Here is a 17,828-nt window from a genome sequence, read left to right on the forward strand (position 1 = left end):
ATTCGTAAACAGTTAATTCAATTTGACTGTCTTCGCAGTGCTATGGAAGATGTTCTTGGTACAGCGTCCTAACCAGCCTGGCGGCTGCTATACTTACTAAAACTTGTCCATTCAGACTAAAATCAAGCGAACTGACCGTATAGTCGGATTGATCGATGAGACAAGTCTCGTTGCCAGTTTCTAGATTCCAAAGTCTGAGAGGGGCTTCGTCAGTAATAGTAAACGCAAGCGTTTGTCCGTTAGGGCTGAAAGCCATACACCTTCCCCAAGCTCGATGAACGCGATCAATAGTGTGTATCTTTTCGCCGGAGCTAACTTGCCATAATGTGATGTTTCGAGTTGCTGCGATCGCCAAAAGCTCACCATCTGGACTAAACAGGACTGGATCGGGACCTCCAAGATACATATAATCTTCAAGATTCTCATTATGGATTGTACGAATTAACCTGCCAGTGGTAATCTCCCAAATTGCAAACTCAGACATACTATGTTGAGTAGCTAAAAGACGCTTATCTGGGCTAAAGATAATCTGCCACACATGCTCGTAGCCACTCCTGAGTGTACAAAGTGTTTGACCAGTATGAACTTCTAGAACTTTAATCGACAAGGTTACAGGGTCAATAATTGCTAGCAAGTCTCCATACTGATTGACACTTGTTGAATCCCAATCTCCTTGACTCAAATAGTCAATTGACTTAACTTTTTTACCTGTGGCAACTTCCCACGTAATAATGTTCTGAGGAAAGACATGATTAAAATTACTGAAACGGTCTTGGACACCAATTATAAACTTGCTATTTTGACTAAAAACAATCTTGCTAACAATGTCGCCGCAAATCTCGAAGCGACCAAGCAAACCAACGTTCTGTGTACCCCAAAGCTTAATCATGCTATGAGCAATGTCAATGTAAGCAACTATCTTGCCATCAGGACTAACCGCTAAGTTATCCCGATTTATGGAATTAGCAGTAGAAATCTTATTGGCTTTTACTAAGTGACCAGAGAAGGTTTGATGTTTTTTTCCATTTTTCACATTCCATAGTGTAATTCCGCTATTATTATCACCAAGTCCACTCGCCAAAAGCTCACCATCTGGACTAAATGCAAGAGTTTTGACAGGTTCGCAGGATTCACAACTAATCAGAGTCCGAATTTTTCTGGCTCTTAGGGGTCGTAGCCATCCTTTACTCAATCGCCATAAGGTAATTACGCCAGTTGAGTCACCGATCGCTAATAGTTGATTATCAGGGCTGAAAGCAAGAGATGTAATTCTGTCCAAACCGCCAGAGTAATTGTTAGAGTTTTTCTTTCCAAATCCTTGGAACCGACAAAGTTCTACCCCTGTAGCTGCTTCAAACAAGACAATAACTCTTTTGAAGAAATCGCCACAATTACTAGCTAGAATGCGACTGTCTGAGCTAAAGGCAAGGATACTAGCCCATCTAGTTTCTCCCATTACATCTGGTAACGAAATACTGCAAATCTCTTTCCCTGTTTCGACTTGCCATAGCTTAATTTTTTCTTCGCCGGATCTTTCAGAAGAACGCATACCGCCATAGCCTGCAAACCAGATTAAGCTAGCAAAGATTTTGCCATCGGGACTGAACTGATTGACATAAATATTCCTTACTTGTTCGTTGAGGTAGAACGTATGTTTGTCTATTCCAGTAGATGTTTCCCACAGCGTTATAGTGGAGTTGTAAGCTGATGCTGTTAGTTGTAAATCTGGACTGACCGCCAGAGTGTACCACGTAACTTCTTTACGATACGACGTGATTTCTCGCACGTAGACGACCTTGCCCACCGCCAGATCCCAGACACTGCCCCTACAAGTCAAATCCTTTGGGTCAGAGCTAAAAAAGACGGACTTAATCATGAAACTGAAAAAATCGAACAGGTAATACACTCCTTCACCGCTTGACACAGGTAGCGTAAAATCTGATGCATATAGCCGACTATTCATATCAAAAAGCTGCTTGCCGCTCTCAACGTCCCATAATTTGATATGTTCAAGCGAATTGTCATTACAACTCGCTATTAACTTCCCATCGGGACTGAAGGCAATCCGATCTACACAGCGAGAAGTCATAGGAAAACATTCCCAAAGTTGATCGCAATTTTCAGAATCGGGCGGCTCTGCACTTGAAGTCATGAATAGAACTCTTCTTTACACAAACTAAGAATTAAGAATAATAACTGTTGTTGCACAAGCAACTCAAGCCTCATTCGCTTACAGACGTGAAAATCCGCGTTACTACAGAATTCACTTACATGGATAAGTAACGTCTTAAACAGCATTAGCAAGGGATTCGTACTCATGCAGCAGATCCTCGAAATATTGTACGTGTCGATCAATTCCACGCTCGACGGCTTTGATTACGCTATGAAGTTTGGTTGAATCCCCCTTAAAGCGAGTCAGCACCGGACGAATAGAATCTTGGAAATGATTCACCTCTAATTCCGCGTGCAAGCTCAACCAAGTTGGGTGCTTCATGCCACGAGCATCAAAGTAAGATTGGAGAATTCTGGCATTTCGGATTGACACACACAGTTCTCGACCACTCAGCGCAGCCAGGGCTTCATAAAAGTTGTCGGTTCCGTAGCCGAATTCATCGAAAAATGAACGTTCATAGGATGCAGTCGCGGCACTTCGTTGAGATGCCATAATTTCAGCATCACTCAATCCCAGATCGTGAAGAAATTCCACATACATCTCACTATGATCATCTTGCAAATCTGTGAAGGTGTGATCTGACAACGACATAATCGCAGATTTTTGGTCTGGGTCAGTACAACTGCCAGCTTTGACGATGCACAAGCCAAACCATTGATGCAGCCGATCGCGCCAAAAATGGTACTGGACAAAAGCATATTGCATTAATGATGGAGCGATCGCAGAATCTTTCAGCAGGCAAAAAAAACGACTCCGATCAAGGGCTTCATGACAATAAGCGATTGTTCTAGAACTGATTGCCGATTCTTGCGCTTTCACCGCAGGCGATAGTTCGATGTCTCGATTTAAGCGGCTAGAGGTCAGAGCGATCGCAGGCTTCACTTTCATAAAACTTTCTCCTAGTTGCGAGTTATGAGTTTATGAAAGCAAGCTTAAAAGATTATCTACTATGATAGTAAGAGGATTTTGATTATCTTAGTATGACATTTTAATCATACTATTTCCGTGAAATGAGCCTTCGACCTTGGAATCAGCTTGAAATGCGACAGCTACACTATTTTATGGAGCTTGTTGCAGAAACGGGCGATAAAAAAAGCTTTAGCAAAGCGGCTGAACGTTTAGATGTGGAACAATCCTACCTCAGCAAAACGATCGCCGCCCTGGAAGCGGCCTTGAGCGTCGAACTCTTTGATCGCACTCGTCGCCCTCCAGTGTTGACGGCGGCGGGAAAAGTGTTTCTCACGGAGCTAAGAATTGCCACAACAGCCCTCGAACGAGCGGTGACACGGGCACAGGAAGCGAGCCGTGGCGAAATTGGCAAGCTGGTTGTGGTGGTGAACACTGCGATCGCCAATAGTTTACTACCAGATATTCTTAAAACCTTTCGCGATCGTTATCCGAACGTGGAATTAGAACTGCGATCAATGACGATCGAGGAAATGATCCAAGGACTACGGGATAACTCGATCGATGTTGGATTTGAACATCTGCCCAATCCTTATTCAGATGATTTAACTCTGAACTTTCTTGCGATTGTGCAAGAGTCCTTTGTGGTCGCATTGCCAGAACATCATCCCCTGACGGCGCTATCGGACATTCCACTTGAAGCACTCAAGCATGAGCAGCTGATTTTGCCACCGCTTGATGCGGTGCCTTCTTATCAATTAGTGTTATCACAATTTGAGCAGATGGGATTCAAGCCAACATTGCTGGAAACGGTCAAAGCGACTTGGATGGTAATCAACCTCAGTTTAGTGGCAGCAGGCGCAGGCGTCTCGATTCTACCGGACAATGTGCAAACCCTTCAACGTCAAGGAGTGGTGTACCGAGAGCTTCAAGACACCCCGTTTACTCGACAAATTGCGGTGGTGTGGCGACGGGCAGATATCAAGGCTTTGTTAGAGCCAGCACCCACTGATTCGATCTTGCTGCGTCAATTTCTGATGATAGTTCAAGAGATAGCAGAATGTTGTGCATCGCCTGCCGATTAACCAATAAGAGTTCCAGCCCTGGCGAAAAATGAGTCTAACAACGTTTGCAAGCTGGCGATCGCCCCCTTGATTGCAAATCTCCCACCTCAAACCCAAACCCTACTGCGATCGCCATACCTAAGAAGCGTTAAACTTCATTGCAAATTAAGAAGTTAGTCCAAACAACGTGATAGTTTTTGGTCATGAAGAGAGACAGCACAGGATTAACACAGGAGAACACAGTGGCAATGGAATCAAATTTATTAACGGATGCGGGCGCAGATGAAATGAATCAAGATTTCAGTGAATATGTCGCCAACCTGCAACTTCACATGACTCTACAAGCTCGCAATCTTGTTCCAACGCTGAAGCAAACACTGGTAGATAGTCGCCACCAATTACTCCATCAAACCCAAGCCCACTTTGAAAAGCTAGTTTCTCGGCAAGGGTTATAAAATATATACAAATTTTAATCAAAATTCAAATAAAATAAGGGCAGATGTTGTTGGGTCAATGCCAATGGTGTTCTCACAAGGTCTGCTTTTTCTGCTTTTTAAGTATTAAGTTACTAAAATCACCCTTTTGGCACAATAGTAGAGAGCAGAAACTAGTTAAGATTATTGCAGCAGTTCCTTGCTTTGAAGAGCAGTTAGTTAAGGCTAAATGGCGGCTCGAATTAAAATGACTTCATTACTTCCCAGAAACCTCAGCGTTGTTATTCGACCAGTCCAATACCGGGATCTGGATGGAATCGAGCGCATAACTCAAGAGTCATTCGCAGCCCTTACTCCCAAGGGAGCAGGTTTTGCCATCAGCCAGATGCAAAGGCTGCGTCGCTGGTATGGATTACTCAAATTTTTAAGTTGGTTTCCTAACCCGCTACAGTATCGCCTCTGTGCCTATGTCGCGGAGCAAGGGCGGATACTTTTAGGGATGGTTCAAGTGTCACCTTTTAACCGCACACGCAGTACTTGGCGGATCGATCAAGTTTTGTTGGAGCGTGGTGTCGATAAACAAGGAATTGGTTCGCAACTTTTGCGTCATTGTTTTGAGTCGATTTTGGAAGCTCGCACTTGGCTACTGGAAGTTAATATCAATGACATAGAGGCGCTAGCACTATATCGGCAAAATGGATTCCAGCGTCTGGCAGAAATGACATACTGGGAAATTGGGCCAGAATTACTGGCTGAATTGGCACAAGCAGAGCCAGACTTGCCCAACCTCTTGCCTGTGAGTAATGCTGATGCCCAGCTGCTGTATCAATTAGATACGGCATCGATGCCACCTTTGGTGCGTCAGGTTTTTGACCGCAATACCCGCGACTTTAAAACCAGCTTGTTTGGTGCTTTAACTGATGCCGTGAAGCAATGGCTGACCAAAACAGAAGTAGTCAGTGGTTATGTATTTGAACCGCAACGCAAAGCTGCGATCGGCTATTTTCAAGTGCAACTCGATCGCAAGGGTGAAGTTCCCCATGCTGCAACGCTGACAGTTCATCCTGCTTACACTTGGCTGTATCCAGAATTACTATCTCAGCTAGCTCGGGTTGCCCAAGATTTTCCCCAGCAAGGATTGCAACTAGCCTCCTCAGACTATCAGGCAGAGCGAGAAGAATATTTAGAGCGAATTGGGGCAAAACGCATAGAACATACATTAGTGATGTCTCGCTCTGTGTGGCACAAGCTACGAGAGTCGAAATTCGTCTCCTTAGAAGGAATGCAGTGGACTGATATGCTGCAAGGTTTACAACCTACTCGTAAACCTATACCAGGTGGGATGTCATGGATACAACCCGGAAAGTTACCATCGTCAGATAAACCTCTGCCAAGCAAGCCAGAACCGATTAACTTTTCGGTAAAAAACCCTAGCATAGAACCATCGCCGATTCCTGAATCAGCAGATGGACAGCAGGAGAATTAGTGTGATATCCCAAGAGCAACCAAAACCGTTTATTTCCGCATTGGGACTAGATTTTGGTCGCAAGCGGATTGGTGTGGCTGGGTGCGATCGCACGGGTTTAATTGCCACGGGTATCACCACAATTGAGCGCACATCTTTTGAGCACGATGTCGAGCAAATCCGACAAATCGTTAATGAACGTGAGGTGCAAGTTCTAGTTATGGGCTTACCCTATTCAATGGATGGCTCACTAGGATTTCAGGCTCGTCAAGTTCAGAAATTTACTACAAGACTTGCTAAAGCACTGAAACTACCTGTGGAATATATGGATGAGCGATTAACTTCATTTCAAGCAGAGCAACTGCTGATAGCTGAAAACCGCTCCCCATCACGCCATAAAGGTTTGATTGACCGCAAGGCAGCCGCTTTGATTTTGCAACAATGGCTGGATGTTAAGCGTGCCAGTTCCCACAGTTCAGTTGCGGCTATTGAATATTGATACCTTTTAACATGATATTCTGAAAACGATTAGCCAGCAGTTGTATCTACGTATAAAGCTATTTGGTTGGCATAGTATGTCATTAAATAGTTAAGCGATTTTCAAAGTTGCTGGTATTTATTAAATTTCTACATTTCGGCTATGTTTTCCTCTGAATTTCCTGAAGAAAATGATAACGCTCATGCGGGTTCCATCACTTTAACCGATGATAAAGGGCGATCGCTCGACTGTTACATAGAGCATTCCCTGGAAGTAGATGGACAAGAATACGTTTTGCTTCTTCCTGTAGACTCACCTGTAGAAATTTTTTCTTGGGAAGGTGACGGTGAGGAAGAAGAAGCGGTTCTGGTAGAAGATGACACCATCATTGAGCAAATTTTTGCTAATGCCCAAGCTGTACTATCTGAGCAAAACCTGATACTGAAGAATACAGCTTATGCTCTGACTGTTGCAGGTGATTTACCGCCAGTGGAAGAATCAGAACTCTTCACTTTAGAAATCGAAGACGAAGGGGCAGATTTAGAGCCTGAACAATTACAGCTACTCGCTAGCTTTTATGATGAAGATCAGGAGTATGCAATTTATACGCCCCTAGATCCCTTGTTGTTTTTTGCACGGATAACAAAAACAGGTGAACCTGAATTACTTTCTCCAGAAGAGTTTCGGAAAGTGCAGCCTCTGTTAGAGGAACATCTTTTTAATGAAGTGGAATAAAATTAAAAATTCAAAATGTTACATTTTCATTTTGAATTTTTTAATTGTGAATTTTCATTGTAATCATAATTTACTTAAACCTTTTACCATGTCCCATAAAATGTGGAATCAATGAAACATTAACACTAAATTGGGACAATTACTATTGTTTAAGATTCTAAAAAAAGCATTTAGGTAGGGATTTTTAATTCCATTATCTAGAATCCCAAATTAGTATGAGGTGCTGAAAATGGCTTATAGCGATTTTACATTAAGTAAATTTAAAAAGTCATTCAGCATCCGCATTGATGAAGAAACTGATTTATGTGCCAACATAGAACCTTTACAGGCAAGTGAGAAACTCAAAAATTCTTTAGAAGAAACTACAGAATTGGCTTTAGCAATTAATACTGAAAAAGCTCGCTCAGAAATGATTATCACTCCAATATTGTTGGAGGTAAGACGCAGGGCTAATTATCCAATTAGTTTGTTTTCGGGAACAGATTTTAATGTAGATGCAGAAAACGGTCTGAATGGCTATTGTGACTTTATCATCAGTCGTTCTAAAGATCAACTAACTATTAATGTACCAGTGGTGGTTATTATTGAAGCCAAAAATGAAAATATTAAAGGTGGATTAGGTCAATGTGCAGCAGCAATGTTAGCAGCACAATTGTTTAATCAACAAGAAGGAAATGAAATTAGAAAAATTTATGGTGCGGTAACAACAGGAGATATTTGGAAGTTTTTGAAGTTAGAAGAAAAAGATATATTTATAGATTTGAGTAATTATTACATCAAAGAAATAGATAAGATTTTAGGGATTTTATTGCAAAGTGTTCAGGGAGATATTCCAGGATGGAGTTCGATTAACTAAACTATATTGGGTTATGCTCATTTGTCTTAGCTATCTACATTTGACTGTTGACTATGGTCTGGAACAATCTTTTACAGCCTGACTTGATTTTAGAGGGTTCAGTATTGAACCTAACACCAAATATTATCCAAAAATACGGGCTAAAGGGGCTGGTATTGGATGTAGATGAAACTTTGGTACCCTTTACAGTCGGGATAGCTTCCCCAGAACTACGAGAGTGGGTAGAGCAAATCCGCACCTGTACTGCACTGTGCTTGGTGAGTAACAACCTCAGTGAAGCGCGAATTGGTGGAATTGCGCGATCGCTCAATCTACCTTACTACTTAGGTGCGGCCAAGCCTTCCCGACGCAAAATTAGAGCAGCACTTAGGGGAATGGATCTACCAGTGCATCAAGTGGGAATGGTAGGCGATCGCTTGTTCACTGATGTTTTAGCAGGTAATCGCCTGGGAATGTTTACCATTTTAGTCGAACCGATTGTTCATGCTGATGCGGCTCTCCGCTCCCATCCCGTCCGCAACTTTGAAGTTTGGATATCTGAAATTTTGGGAGCCTCTATTACTCCCAAGGAAAAGAAGATTCACAAAACTTGAAAAATCGTCAGAAAAGTAAATCTAAAGAAATGCTTAAGGAATCTTACTGGAAGCCAAAAATCGGGGATCATAAGTATTAATAACATGGGGTCAGCCAAAAAAGACCCTAACTAATACTAAGTAAATATACTTCCGTAAAGCGTCAACCTTCACTATAGAGGGATTGGCGCTTTACAATTTCTTTAGTCATTTGTCATTTGTCCGTTGTCATTCGTCAGTAACTAATGACCAATAACTAATGACTAATGACTAATGACCAATGACCAATGACTAATGACTAAAACAATTGTTGTCAAAATCGGCACTTCTAGCCTAACTCAACCAGAAACTGGACAATTAGCACTTTCTACCATTGCTACTTTGGCGGAGACACTCTGCCATTTAAGACGCCAAGGACATCGGGTGATTTTGGTTTCTTCTGGCGCTGTAGGCGTGGGTTGTGCGCGGTTAGGTTTAACTGAACGTCCCAAGGCGATCGCACTCAAACAGGCTGTAGCAGCAGTTGGACAAGGCAGGTTAATTCGGATATACGATGATTTATTTAATACCTTGCAACAGGCGATCGCCCAAGTATTACTGACTCGCAGTGACTTGGTACAGCGCAGCCGCTATCTCAACGCCTACAACACTTTTCAGGAATTACTGGGATTGGGAGTGATCCCCATAGTAAATGAAAATGATACCGTAGCGATAGACGAACTAAAATTTGGTGATAATGACACCCTTTCGGCATTGGTTGCTAGTCTAGTAGAAGCAGATTGGCTATTTTTGCTCACCGATGTCGATAGGCTGTACTCAGCCGATCCCCGTTCTGTACCAGATGCGCGACCGATCGCTTTAGTTAGTAGCATTAAGGAATTAGCTCAATTACAAATACAAACAGGTTCCCAAGGTTCTCGGTGGGGTACTGGTGGGATGGTGACAAAGATTTCGGCTGCGAGAATTGCGATCGCGGCTGGAGTACGTACCGTAATTACCCAAGGGCGATTTCCCCGGAATATTGAAAAAATTATTCAAGGTGAACTTATTGGGACACATTTTGAACCGCAACCGGAACCAACTTCGGCGCGTAAACGTTGGATAGCTTACGGACTTGTACCTGCGGGTAAATTGTATTTAGATGAAGGTGCGATCGCGGCAATTTCTTTAGCAGGAAAATCCTTATTGGCTGCTGGAATTAAGCTAGTAGAAGGAGAGTTTGACACACAGGATGCTGTGCAATTGTGTGACACCAACGGTAACGAAATTGCTAGAGGACTTGTAAATTACAACAGCAATGAACTGCAAAAGATTTCTGGGCGTCATTCACGAGAAATTTCCACAATTTTAGGATATGCGGGTGTGGAAACTGTGATTCATCGGGATAATTTGGTTTTGACTTAAAATGGAAATGAGATAAACTTTGTGACTACTAACTGAGAGAGTAAAAATATTATGACTCAAACGTTAGAAAATGCTGTTAACTTACCAGAAGAACAACGCTTCTTTCGACATGGGTTAAGTTGGGAACAGTTTAAAGCGATTCAAGCTAGCTTTGAAAATGTACCAGGGGTGCGGCTGTTTTATTGTGATGAAGTTTTAGAAATTGTGACTATTGGTAAACCTCATGAGGTAATTAGGTGTTTAATTGCTGGACTATTGATTACTTATTTTGAAGTCAAAGGCATTGAATTTTTTCCCAGTGGTAGTTTTAGTCAGATTATTCCCAAGATAGTAGAATATCAAGCAGATTTATCTTATTGCTTTGTAACGGACAAATCTGTACCAGACTTGTGCATTGAAGTTGTGATTACTAGCGGTAGTCCCATCAAACTACAGAAATACAAATTAATGCAAGTCCCGGAAGTTTGGTTTTGGGAAGATGGCACAATTGAAGTTTACTGCTTACGAGAACAAGAATATGAGAAATTTGTTACAAGTGAGCTATTAACAGAATTAGATTTATCTCTACTCAATCGTTGTCTTTTGTTATCGTCTCCCTTGGAAGCGATTAGAGAGTTTCGTCAAAATATTCAACGGTAGTAATAATAGGTTTAAATAAAAGAAAATATTTTAATATCGCTCAGAGTGTTAATTTTTACATTAGACTCATAATTATAAGTTTAATGGTGTGACAACAAAGAAGGTAGTTGGTGCATGGAGTAAAAAACACGCGCTCCAGATGCCTTAAGTAGATGAGCCTCACTTTGCTCGGTGTAACCTATTTACAAATTTGGGATTGTCATAGAAGCGATCGCCACACCGCCCCACAACGGCGCATCATCCCCCAGAACCGCCGGCACAATTTCAAAATCAACTTCCGGTAAAGCCGTCTCCCGCGCCACCTGACGCACCACCCGCCAAAAATCCTCCCCCGCCTTCGTCACACCACCTCCCAACACAAAGCGCTGCGGATTCATCAAATTCGCTACATTGCCAATACCCACACCCAGCGCCCAAGCAGCATTGTGCAAAACTTCCTTCGCCAAATCATCCCCAACCGCCGCAGCTTCACTTACCAACTGTCCCGTCAACAATGTTAAATTATCCCCTACCAAACCCCTCAAAATCTCTCCATCTCTGAGTCCTCCGCGCCTCTGCGGTTCGTTCTCCAAAATTTCCCTAGCATTTTGCGCCATATAAGGCCCCGACGCCAAACGTTCCACACATCCACGCTTACCACACAAACAAACTGGCCCAGCAGGATCTACAACGATATGTCCAATTTCGCCAGCCATCCCACCAGCACCCCGCCAAGGCTTACCGTTGAGTATCCAACCACCACCCACACCAGTGCTGACAGTAATATAAAACAGGCTATCGTATCCTTGACCAGCACCAAAACGGTGTTCACCCAAAGCAGCAACATTGGCATCGTTGTCTACACCAACAGGAATGCCAAACTCCTCCTCCAGTAACCTTTTGAGAGGAATATTTTCCCATCCAGCGACATGATGAGATAGTCGCACCGTCCCTGTGGAAGCGTCAACTGGGCCGCCAAAGCTGACACCGATCGCAGCAGGTTTTGTGTCTTGCAACAGAGAGTAAATTAGCGATCGCATAATTTCCAAATCAGTGCTAGCATCTGCATTCGCTGGCGAGAGACGACGTTCATAACGTAACCACTTTCTAGAACCGATACTTACCAATGCTGCCGCCAGTTTAGTTCCGCCAAAATCGAGAGCTAAAATTAATGTCATAGTTTTTTATACTTATACGTGGTTTCTTTCTCAAGAAAGATGTTTGCAAGCAAAATAAATTCAACACTAAAGAAAATGGCATACTAATTTAGTAAATTATGACTCCCGATCAACCCAATCCACTCATTGATTTTTCTCAGGCCAAAGAACCTCCTATTTCCCTTGATGTCGATAAAGCTCAAGAGGCAGATCCCATTGAACCAGAAGAAGTTAGTGGACAGAAAAAGCAAAACCCCACTCTTGATGATTTGAATCGCGAAGATGAAGATCCAAGAATCGGGGGTAGTCAAATAATTAGTGGCAATATTTCAGCTGGGTAGATAATTGCCATTACTAAGTTACTCACCTTTTTGTGAGTTGAGTACTCCATCAATAAACTGTTGTAATCGTTCATAATGTGACCCTTTCCAATAAATGCGATCGCAGTCTTGGCAACGCTGGAATTCATCAATCTGCGATCGCACATTTTCTGGCACTTGATCGATAATGGATTGCTTCTCTACAGATTCTAATAATCCATTACAACGCAAACACCGTTTAAATGGTGAGATTAATTTAAACAAATCGAAGCGTTGCAGTACTTCTATGATTTGTTGTTTAGGGTTAGTATTTCTAACATAATACCCATACGTTACCAAACTACGCATTAATAGACCTTTATCACGAGTCAAGAGAATCCGCCCTTGAGTATAGGATATTTGGGCTAATTCTTCATCCTCGTAGTCATTGCGGTATAAAGTATCAAAACCTAAAAGTCGAAGAGATGTCGCAAGCTTCCCCAAATGAATATCTAAAACAAAACGGATAATACTGAGCGGTTTTGGCAGAACAGAAACGCTTGGTATAATAACCTTCCTAGCTGAAATTGGATAAACATTAATAGTATCTCTATCCGTAACTATGTAAGAAAAATTTACATATTCACCATTAACATTTATAAAATCCACCTCTGGATGAGGGACACCCAACGACTCAATCATGTCCTTAATTGAGGCTTTCTCCTCAAAAAAATGGGAGATTTTCACCTGCTTATGATGCCGTGGTAAGAAATGATTCAATTCGGCATGAAAGTAGAAATATGCGATCGCCATAGCTACAGATATTTGGATTAGTAAGTGCGCCTTTACTAGCAACAATTCGTCACAATTGCAAAACTTTCTCTATTAAATTGAAGCTATCAATGCTTGTTATAGTAAGATATCTTTACAATGAAATGCCTGTTTACCTTGATTTAACCAATGTCCTAGAGGTAACAAACTGTAAAGAAGTCATAAAAATTCTTAAATACTTGCATTTATTATTGACTTCAGTTACAGTCGAAGCAGATGCTTATCATCAAACCCTAACACTATCTTCGGGAAGTTAGATTAGGTAAAACGCTAAATACCAAATTTGTTAATGTTAATGTCAGTGACACTGCTAATAATTAGTCACTACTTTTGATTATTAACTTATTGCAGATGGAGTACGGGGAAGTAAAGCATTTACCCCTAATTTGACTTTTTTATTTTTCTCAATCTATTGAGAATAATTTGCAATATGGATAGATTAATAGAGATATTGAAAGCAAATAGCGTGGAAGAAGTCTTAAAACAGTATTGGCTTACTTAAGCGTCTGCTGTTGATTAAATGTTTTCGCATCTACCTTTAGGAATATATCTCTCATAAGAGCAGCACAAAATTATATCTTTATGTGTAAAAACAGGATATGTAACTAGCTATGTAAATAATTTCAGCAAAACTTTAAACAACTAGGTTGCTGCGAGGAATATTTTTGATTGTAGTATCAGCTACATCGATATTGTAAGCAAGTTAATCGTCGGTAACTCTCCAAGTCGCTTTGCGTCTATGTATCAGGTTTAATATATTTGATTTTGCCAAAGAAACCAAGTTTAGAAAAACTGAGTTTCCGCAAATTAAAATTTATTAAATACCAAATAATAATAAAACTAGATACAAAATTAACGCCACTCATACGGAAAAATATCTCTTGACACTGTTTATCTTTATTGTAGAGAATTTATTAACCGGAAAGACCTCAATCAATAATGATGTTATAAAGTGGCTACCTAATTTTAACTGAGAAATGAATATTGTTCTTTTTTATCTCCTTTAGCCAAGGATATTGTAGCTAAGAACACAATTGTATTTGGGAATACCTTTTGTCCATAAAATATGCTAATGAGTACAGCGAGATGAATACTTTTTTTTGTTCTGACGATTCACTGCAAATAGGAGAAGATGTTATTGGTAGTGCCACTAATTATCAAACTTATATTTTAGTTGAATGTCCTTTACCTTGGACATCAGAAGCCTTTAACTCGAAGTGGGTGCCTCAAAATTTGAGGATTTTGGTAGAAGAAGTGAAGCGTGCTAAACTGCCGATTAGATTTCTCTTAATTGCTAATGATGTATCACACAAGGTAAATCACACTACGCTTTTGATTTATCAAAAACAAGAGGGGCTAAGTAATGGATACCATAAGCAAGAGTTTAAGCTAGCAAATATTGAGCAAGTAGCAGGAGTTGTCCAAAAATGGATATGGGGTATCAATTCTAATTCTGAGGTAGAAACTAGTACAACTAGAGATATTTTAGTTTGTACTCACGGTAGCCATGATAAGTGTTGTGCAAGATATGGCGCTCCTTTTTACTTCCATATTACAGCGATTAAAGCTGATTTGTGCTTAGATAATGTGCGAATTTGGAAATCATCGCACTTTGGTGGACATCGGTTTGCACCAACAATCATAGACTTACCAGAAGGAAGATACTACGGTCGTCTCGATCGAGATTCATTTAGATCGATTTTGACTCGTACTGGTGATATTCAATGCTTACATAAAGTCTATCGAGGCTGGGGAATTCTGCCTGCTACACTTCAGGTTTTGGAAAGAGAGTTAATCCTCTGTAAAGGATGGGATTGGTTTAACTACAAAGTTGCAGGCAAAATTTTAGAGCAAAGTTTAGACAATAATACTATCTTAGCTGAACTTAGTTTTGAACAACCTTGTGGTTCTCTCTACACTTACCAGGCTAAACTTGTGAAAGATGAAACCAAGACTCAACAACTGAAGAGTTCATGCAATGCTACACGAGAGTTGGTAGTTACTAAATATGCTGTCGGTAGTTTTTGGATTACCTCTAGTAAGGTAATGAGTTATAGTACATAGAAGTGAAGAGTTTTTAAACGCAGAGGGGAGGCAGCGCGTTGCGGGGGTTCCCCCCGTTGTAGCGACTGCCATCACGCAAAGGTAAGCGCAGAGGAACGCAGAGTATTACTAAATTTAGTTTGCTACGAATTAATTAAATACTGTATTTAGTATAACGGTGTAGAAATTCGTAATAAAATCTCTGCGTTTTTTTGTGTTTAAATTCCAAATATTGAATCAAGATGAAGTCATATTTAAGACTTTTCGTAACAGTACTTGGTCTTCTAATTTGGCTTTTAAACGACCATTTTCGATATCTCGAATCCAGCTTTGGCTTTTACCTGTGAGTTTTGCCAATTCTCTTTGGGAAAGATTCAAATTTTTTCGCGCTTGCAAAATCTGTTCGCCTAGCAAATCGTTTGTAGCTTTGGGCTTCCTTTTGGCTTTGGCAGTTCTTGTTTTCTTTTTTTCTGATTCTGAGATTTGCTGTTCCCATTCTGGTGGGAGTTCAAAAGCTAAAATCCGCGCATTCATTAGCAGATTCCACTTACCACGGGGGCCTGTGTCTGTGAGGCGAGTTTCAGAACCACCGTCATTAGTCCAAAATTCTAATGCTTCATCTGGATCTTCGGGAAGATCGATTAACTTTGCCCACAAAGGTTGAATTTCTGGTGGGTAAGTAACTGGATCGAAAAGTGGCTTCATTCCATAGTGATTAAGAATTTCTAAATCGCTTTCAAAGGTTCGCAACAGACGTTTGCGTTCTTCCCGTTGTCTGGATGCAAGGGCGACTTTTTCTTCACCGTAAGCAATACGCAGCAAGGTAGGAATGGTGATGCGTTGTTCTTTGCCCATTTTGGTTTTAAACAGCAACCACAGCATTAGTCGAACTGCGCCTTCATGTTGCTGCCAAATGCTCATGACTGTGGTTAGCAGTGTTTTGGGTAGACTGCCGTATTGATAGAATGCGGTTCGTTCTTTACATGCTTGTTTGTTTAAGAAATATTGTGCCCAGACACCTGCTTTTACTTTAAAAGTTAGCCCAATCAGATATTTGCATCCGAGATTGTCTTCTTGAAAGTGGTGTTGAATATCTACCAAGTGCCATAAGCGGCTTCCGACAACAGAAAATCCGTTAATTCGACCTTGTTGGGGCCAGTCAATGGAGATAATCAGGGAGCAAGCTTGCTGAACGATATTTTTCATTAAAGCTAGCTTGGCAGCTTTGCTCAAGTCTTTGCGTTTCTCCATCCCCAAATATTTCTCAATTTGTCGCTCATCGATCGCAAATTCTTGCTCCCAAGGTTGCTCTAAGGCTGTAGCATAAGCTGCAAAAATTAGATGTATGCAAGCGGCTCTGATGTCAAGCCCCTCAATTGCTGCTATATCTGTGGCCTTGTCGTTAACTTTCAAGGGATCTTGGATGTGAAAAGCGATCGCACCTCGCCCTTGATTGACTTGTCGGCTGTAACTGATGTAGCCTTCTTCATCGGTTTCCCAATGTAGGGATGTGCGCTGCGCTAGGACATTACAAGCTTCCCAAATTGCGATCGCTGAAGCAAATGGATTATTCTTGCCATTAGAAAACAAGTCTAAGCTGCTAGCATCTCTTGGCTCAACTTTGCATCTTCCCTTTTTTGCCTGCCAAGGAATAGGAGAATTAGTTGGACAAGCTATTACACATTGCGGTTCTGAATAATAGCCCTCACAATTATTACAAAGACCAGGATCGACCCAGTATTCATTATCCTCTATTCTGATTGCACCCGTAGGACATTGGGGGCGGCAGTTGTCACATCCAACGCAACTGTTGTTAGGAATTGTATAAGGCATTTGGCTCTTTTCCCACTCTAATCGTTGAGATGTCTGGCTCAGGTCTCCCCTGGATGAGTCCTGTTTATTCATGACTCGCTACCACATTATCTGTCTGGTGAGAAAAGATTATTCTCACCACATTCAATCCCCACATCAACTTGTTAAATTTGCATACAATTACAAGCTATTTAAGGCTTTAAAGATGAGCCTAATAAAACCTCTTATTAACTATACATTTCATGAAGAAAATGATTAATTTGTTCGGATTGAGCTTAGTAAAAATCTTAACATCTATTTAACCCTCTTCTATCACTTTGGGGAAAGAAAAACAAATGTAGGTTGGGTTGAACAAAGTGAAACCCAACTTTTCTAAGGTCTTTGGGTGTTGGGTTTCGTTCCTCAACCCAACCTACGTCTAAATTGATAAAAGTCATGAGAAATAAGGGTTTTAGATTTTTATCTACCAATAGTGATTAAAGAGGGTTAATTAAGTAATTAATGAACATTTTCGCTTTGACCACCAAACCTTACATAAAGTATTTTTAGGAAATTTTTAAGCCTCCGACGATTGAGCTTTCTCTAATTTGTTAATAATTTTAATATTTAAGGCATGATAATATTCTGCCATAAAGTTTACAGTTCCTTTATAAATTAATTCTGTGTATTCAGATGAAAAAATAATATTCCTTTTGTCATCATTTATCTAAATATTTAAATCAAACTAGATTAAAAATTGTTGCTTTCTTAAATACATATTGCATATATCAAAATGTAACTGATGAACATTGGTTTTGGTATAGATATATACTATTTATAGAAATTTATTTGCCCAAGTCTACAAATATTTGAAAAAAAATATCATTACTCTTACAGATATAGTTGCATTTGCTGTAAATAATAGTTAAATCGGCAGTTATAAACCACATATACATGAGGCTTTACTCACCTGTATAGGTTTCAAATCCTCAACTTTTTACT

General features: G+C 40.7%; 16 protein-coding genes. 11 read left to right on the plus strand and 5 right to left on the minus strand.

Going from position 1 to position 17,828, the window contains the following annotated elements; all coding sequences use genetic code 11:
• Positions 1 to 40 precede the first annotated feature (40 nt).
• Both V7K41_RS13810 and V7K41_RS13815 read right to left on the minus strand, forming a co-directional pair.
• A complete protein-coding gene (locus V7K41_RS13810) occupies positions 41 to 2,152 on the minus strand; it encodes a WD40 repeat domain-containing protein (RefSeq protein WP_334848941.1) in 2,112 nt (703 codons plus the stop codon).
• 135 nt (positions 2,153 to 2,287) lie between these two features.
• Complete coding sequence (locus V7K41_RS13815; protein WP_334848943.1) at positions 2,288 to 3,061, minus strand: iron-containing redox enzyme family protein; 774 nt, start codon at positions 3,059 to 3,061, stop codon at positions 2,288 to 2,290.
• A gap of 122 nt (positions 3,062 to 3,183) precedes the next feature.
• On the opposite strand from V7K41_RS13815, the gene V7K41_RS13820 reads away from it, so the two are divergent.
• The 9 genes from V7K41_RS13820 (at position 3,184) to V7K41_RS13860 (ending at position 10,726) form a co-directional block, all read left to right on the plus strand.
• A complete protein-coding gene (locus tag V7K41_RS13820) occupies positions 3,184 to 4,164 on the plus strand; it encodes a LysR family transcriptional regulator (protein WP_334848944.1) in 981 nt (326 codons plus the stop codon).
• Between the two features lie 227 nt (positions 4,165 to 4,391).
• The gene (locus V7K41_RS13825) at positions 4,392 to 4,598 is read left to right on the plus strand and encodes a hypothetical protein (protein ID WP_104907762.1); all 207 of its coding nucleotides are present in this window, start codon (positions 4,392 to 4,394) and stop codon (positions 4,596 to 4,598) included.
• 208 nt (positions 4,599 to 4,806) lie between these two features.
• On the plus strand, positions 4,807 to 6,063 hold the full coding sequence (locus V7K41_RS13830; protein ID WP_334848945.1) for a GNAT family N-acetyltransferase: 1,257 nt from the start codon (positions 4,807 to 4,809) through the stop codon (positions 6,061 to 6,063).
• Positions 6,044 to 6,541: a Holliday junction resolvase RuvX gene (ruvX, locus tag V7K41_RS13835; RefSeq protein WP_334848947.1), complete on the plus strand. Its 498-nt coding sequence runs from the start codon at positions 6,044 to 6,046 to the stop codon at positions 6,539 to 6,541. Before V7K41_RS13830 ends, ruvX begins: the two co-directional genes overlap by 20 nt.
• A 141-nt stretch (positions 6,542 to 6,682) precedes the next feature.
• Positions 6,683 to 7,255 carry a DUF3727 domain-containing protein gene (locus V7K41_RS13840; RefSeq protein ID WP_334848949.1) on the plus strand — a complete coding sequence of 191 codons (573 nt, stop codon included), beginning with the start codon at positions 6,683 to 6,685 and terminating at the stop codon, positions 7,253 to 7,255.
• Between the two features lie 229 nt (positions 7,256 to 7,484).
• A complete protein-coding gene (locus V7K41_RS13845; RefSeq protein WP_334848951.1) occupies positions 7,485 to 8,111 on the plus strand; it encodes a hypothetical protein in 627 nt (208 codons plus the stop codon).
• 53 nt (positions 8,112 to 8,164) lie between these two features.
• Positions 8,165 to 8,704: a YqeG family HAD IIIA-type phosphatase gene (locus V7K41_RS13850; RefSeq protein WP_334848952.1), complete on the plus strand. Its 540-nt coding sequence runs from the start codon at positions 8,165 to 8,167 to the stop codon at positions 8,702 to 8,704.
• A gap of 273 nt (positions 8,705 to 8,977) precedes the next feature.
• The gene (proB, locus tag V7K41_RS13855) at positions 8,978 to 10,087 is read left to right on the plus strand and encodes a glutamate 5-kinase (protein WP_334848953.1); all 1,110 of its coding nucleotides are present in this window, start codon (positions 8,978 to 8,980) and stop codon (positions 10,085 to 10,087) included.
• Between the two features lie 51 nt (positions 10,088 to 10,138).
• Positions 10,139 to 10,726 (plus strand): Uma2 family endonuclease, encoded by a 588-nt coding sequence (locus V7K41_RS13860; RefSeq protein ID WP_334848954.1) that lies wholly within the window; start codon positions 10,139 to 10,141, stop codon positions 10,724 to 10,726.
• 182 nt (positions 10,727 to 10,908) lie between these two features.
• On the opposite strand, the gene V7K41_RS13865 is transcribed toward V7K41_RS13860, so the two are convergent.
• Positions 10,909 to 11,883, minus strand: coding sequence for an ROK family protein (locus V7K41_RS13865; protein ID WP_334848955.1), 975 nt, complete (start codon positions 11,881 to 11,883; stop codon positions 10,909 to 10,911).
• A gap of 98 nt (positions 11,884 to 11,981) precedes the next feature.
• On the opposite strand from V7K41_RS13865, the gene V7K41_RS13870 reads away from it, so the two are divergent.
• Positions 11,982 to 12,203 carry a hypothetical protein gene (locus V7K41_RS13870; RefSeq protein ID WP_334848956.1) on the plus strand — a complete coding sequence of 74 codons (222 nt, stop codon included), beginning with the start codon at positions 11,982 to 11,984 and terminating at the stop codon, positions 12,201 to 12,203.
• A gap of 18 nt (positions 12,204 to 12,221) precedes the next feature.
• Here V7K41_RS13870 and V7K41_RS13875 read toward each other — a convergent pair whose 3' ends face one another.
• A complete protein-coding gene (locus tag V7K41_RS13875; protein WP_334849061.1) occupies positions 12,222 to 12,974 on the minus strand; it encodes a Mut7-C RNAse domain-containing protein in 753 nt (250 codons plus the stop codon).
• 1,104 nt (positions 12,975 to 14,078) lie between these two features.
• Here V7K41_RS13875 and V7K41_RS13880 point away from each other — a divergent pair.
• Positions 14,079 to 15,056, plus strand: coding sequence for a sucrase ferredoxin (locus V7K41_RS13880; RefSeq protein ID WP_334848958.1), 978 nt, complete (start codon positions 14,079 to 14,081; stop codon positions 15,054 to 15,056).
• A 216-nt stretch (positions 15,057 to 15,272) separates the two neighbouring features.
• Here the strand turns inward: V7K41_RS13880 and V7K41_RS13885 are convergent, their stop codons facing one another.
• Positions 15,273 to 16,868 (minus strand): helix-turn-helix domain-containing protein, encoded by a 1,596-nt coding sequence (locus V7K41_RS13885; protein ID WP_334848959.1) that lies wholly within the window; start codon positions 16,866 to 16,868, stop codon positions 15,273 to 15,275.
• Between the last annotated feature and the right edge of the window lie 960 nt (positions 16,869 to 17,828).

The sequence above is a fragment of the Nostoc sp. genome, from assembly GCF_036917415.1.
Classification (GTDB): domain Bacteria; phylum Cyanobacteriota; class Cyanobacteriia; order Cyanobacteriales; family Nostocaceae; genus Nostoc.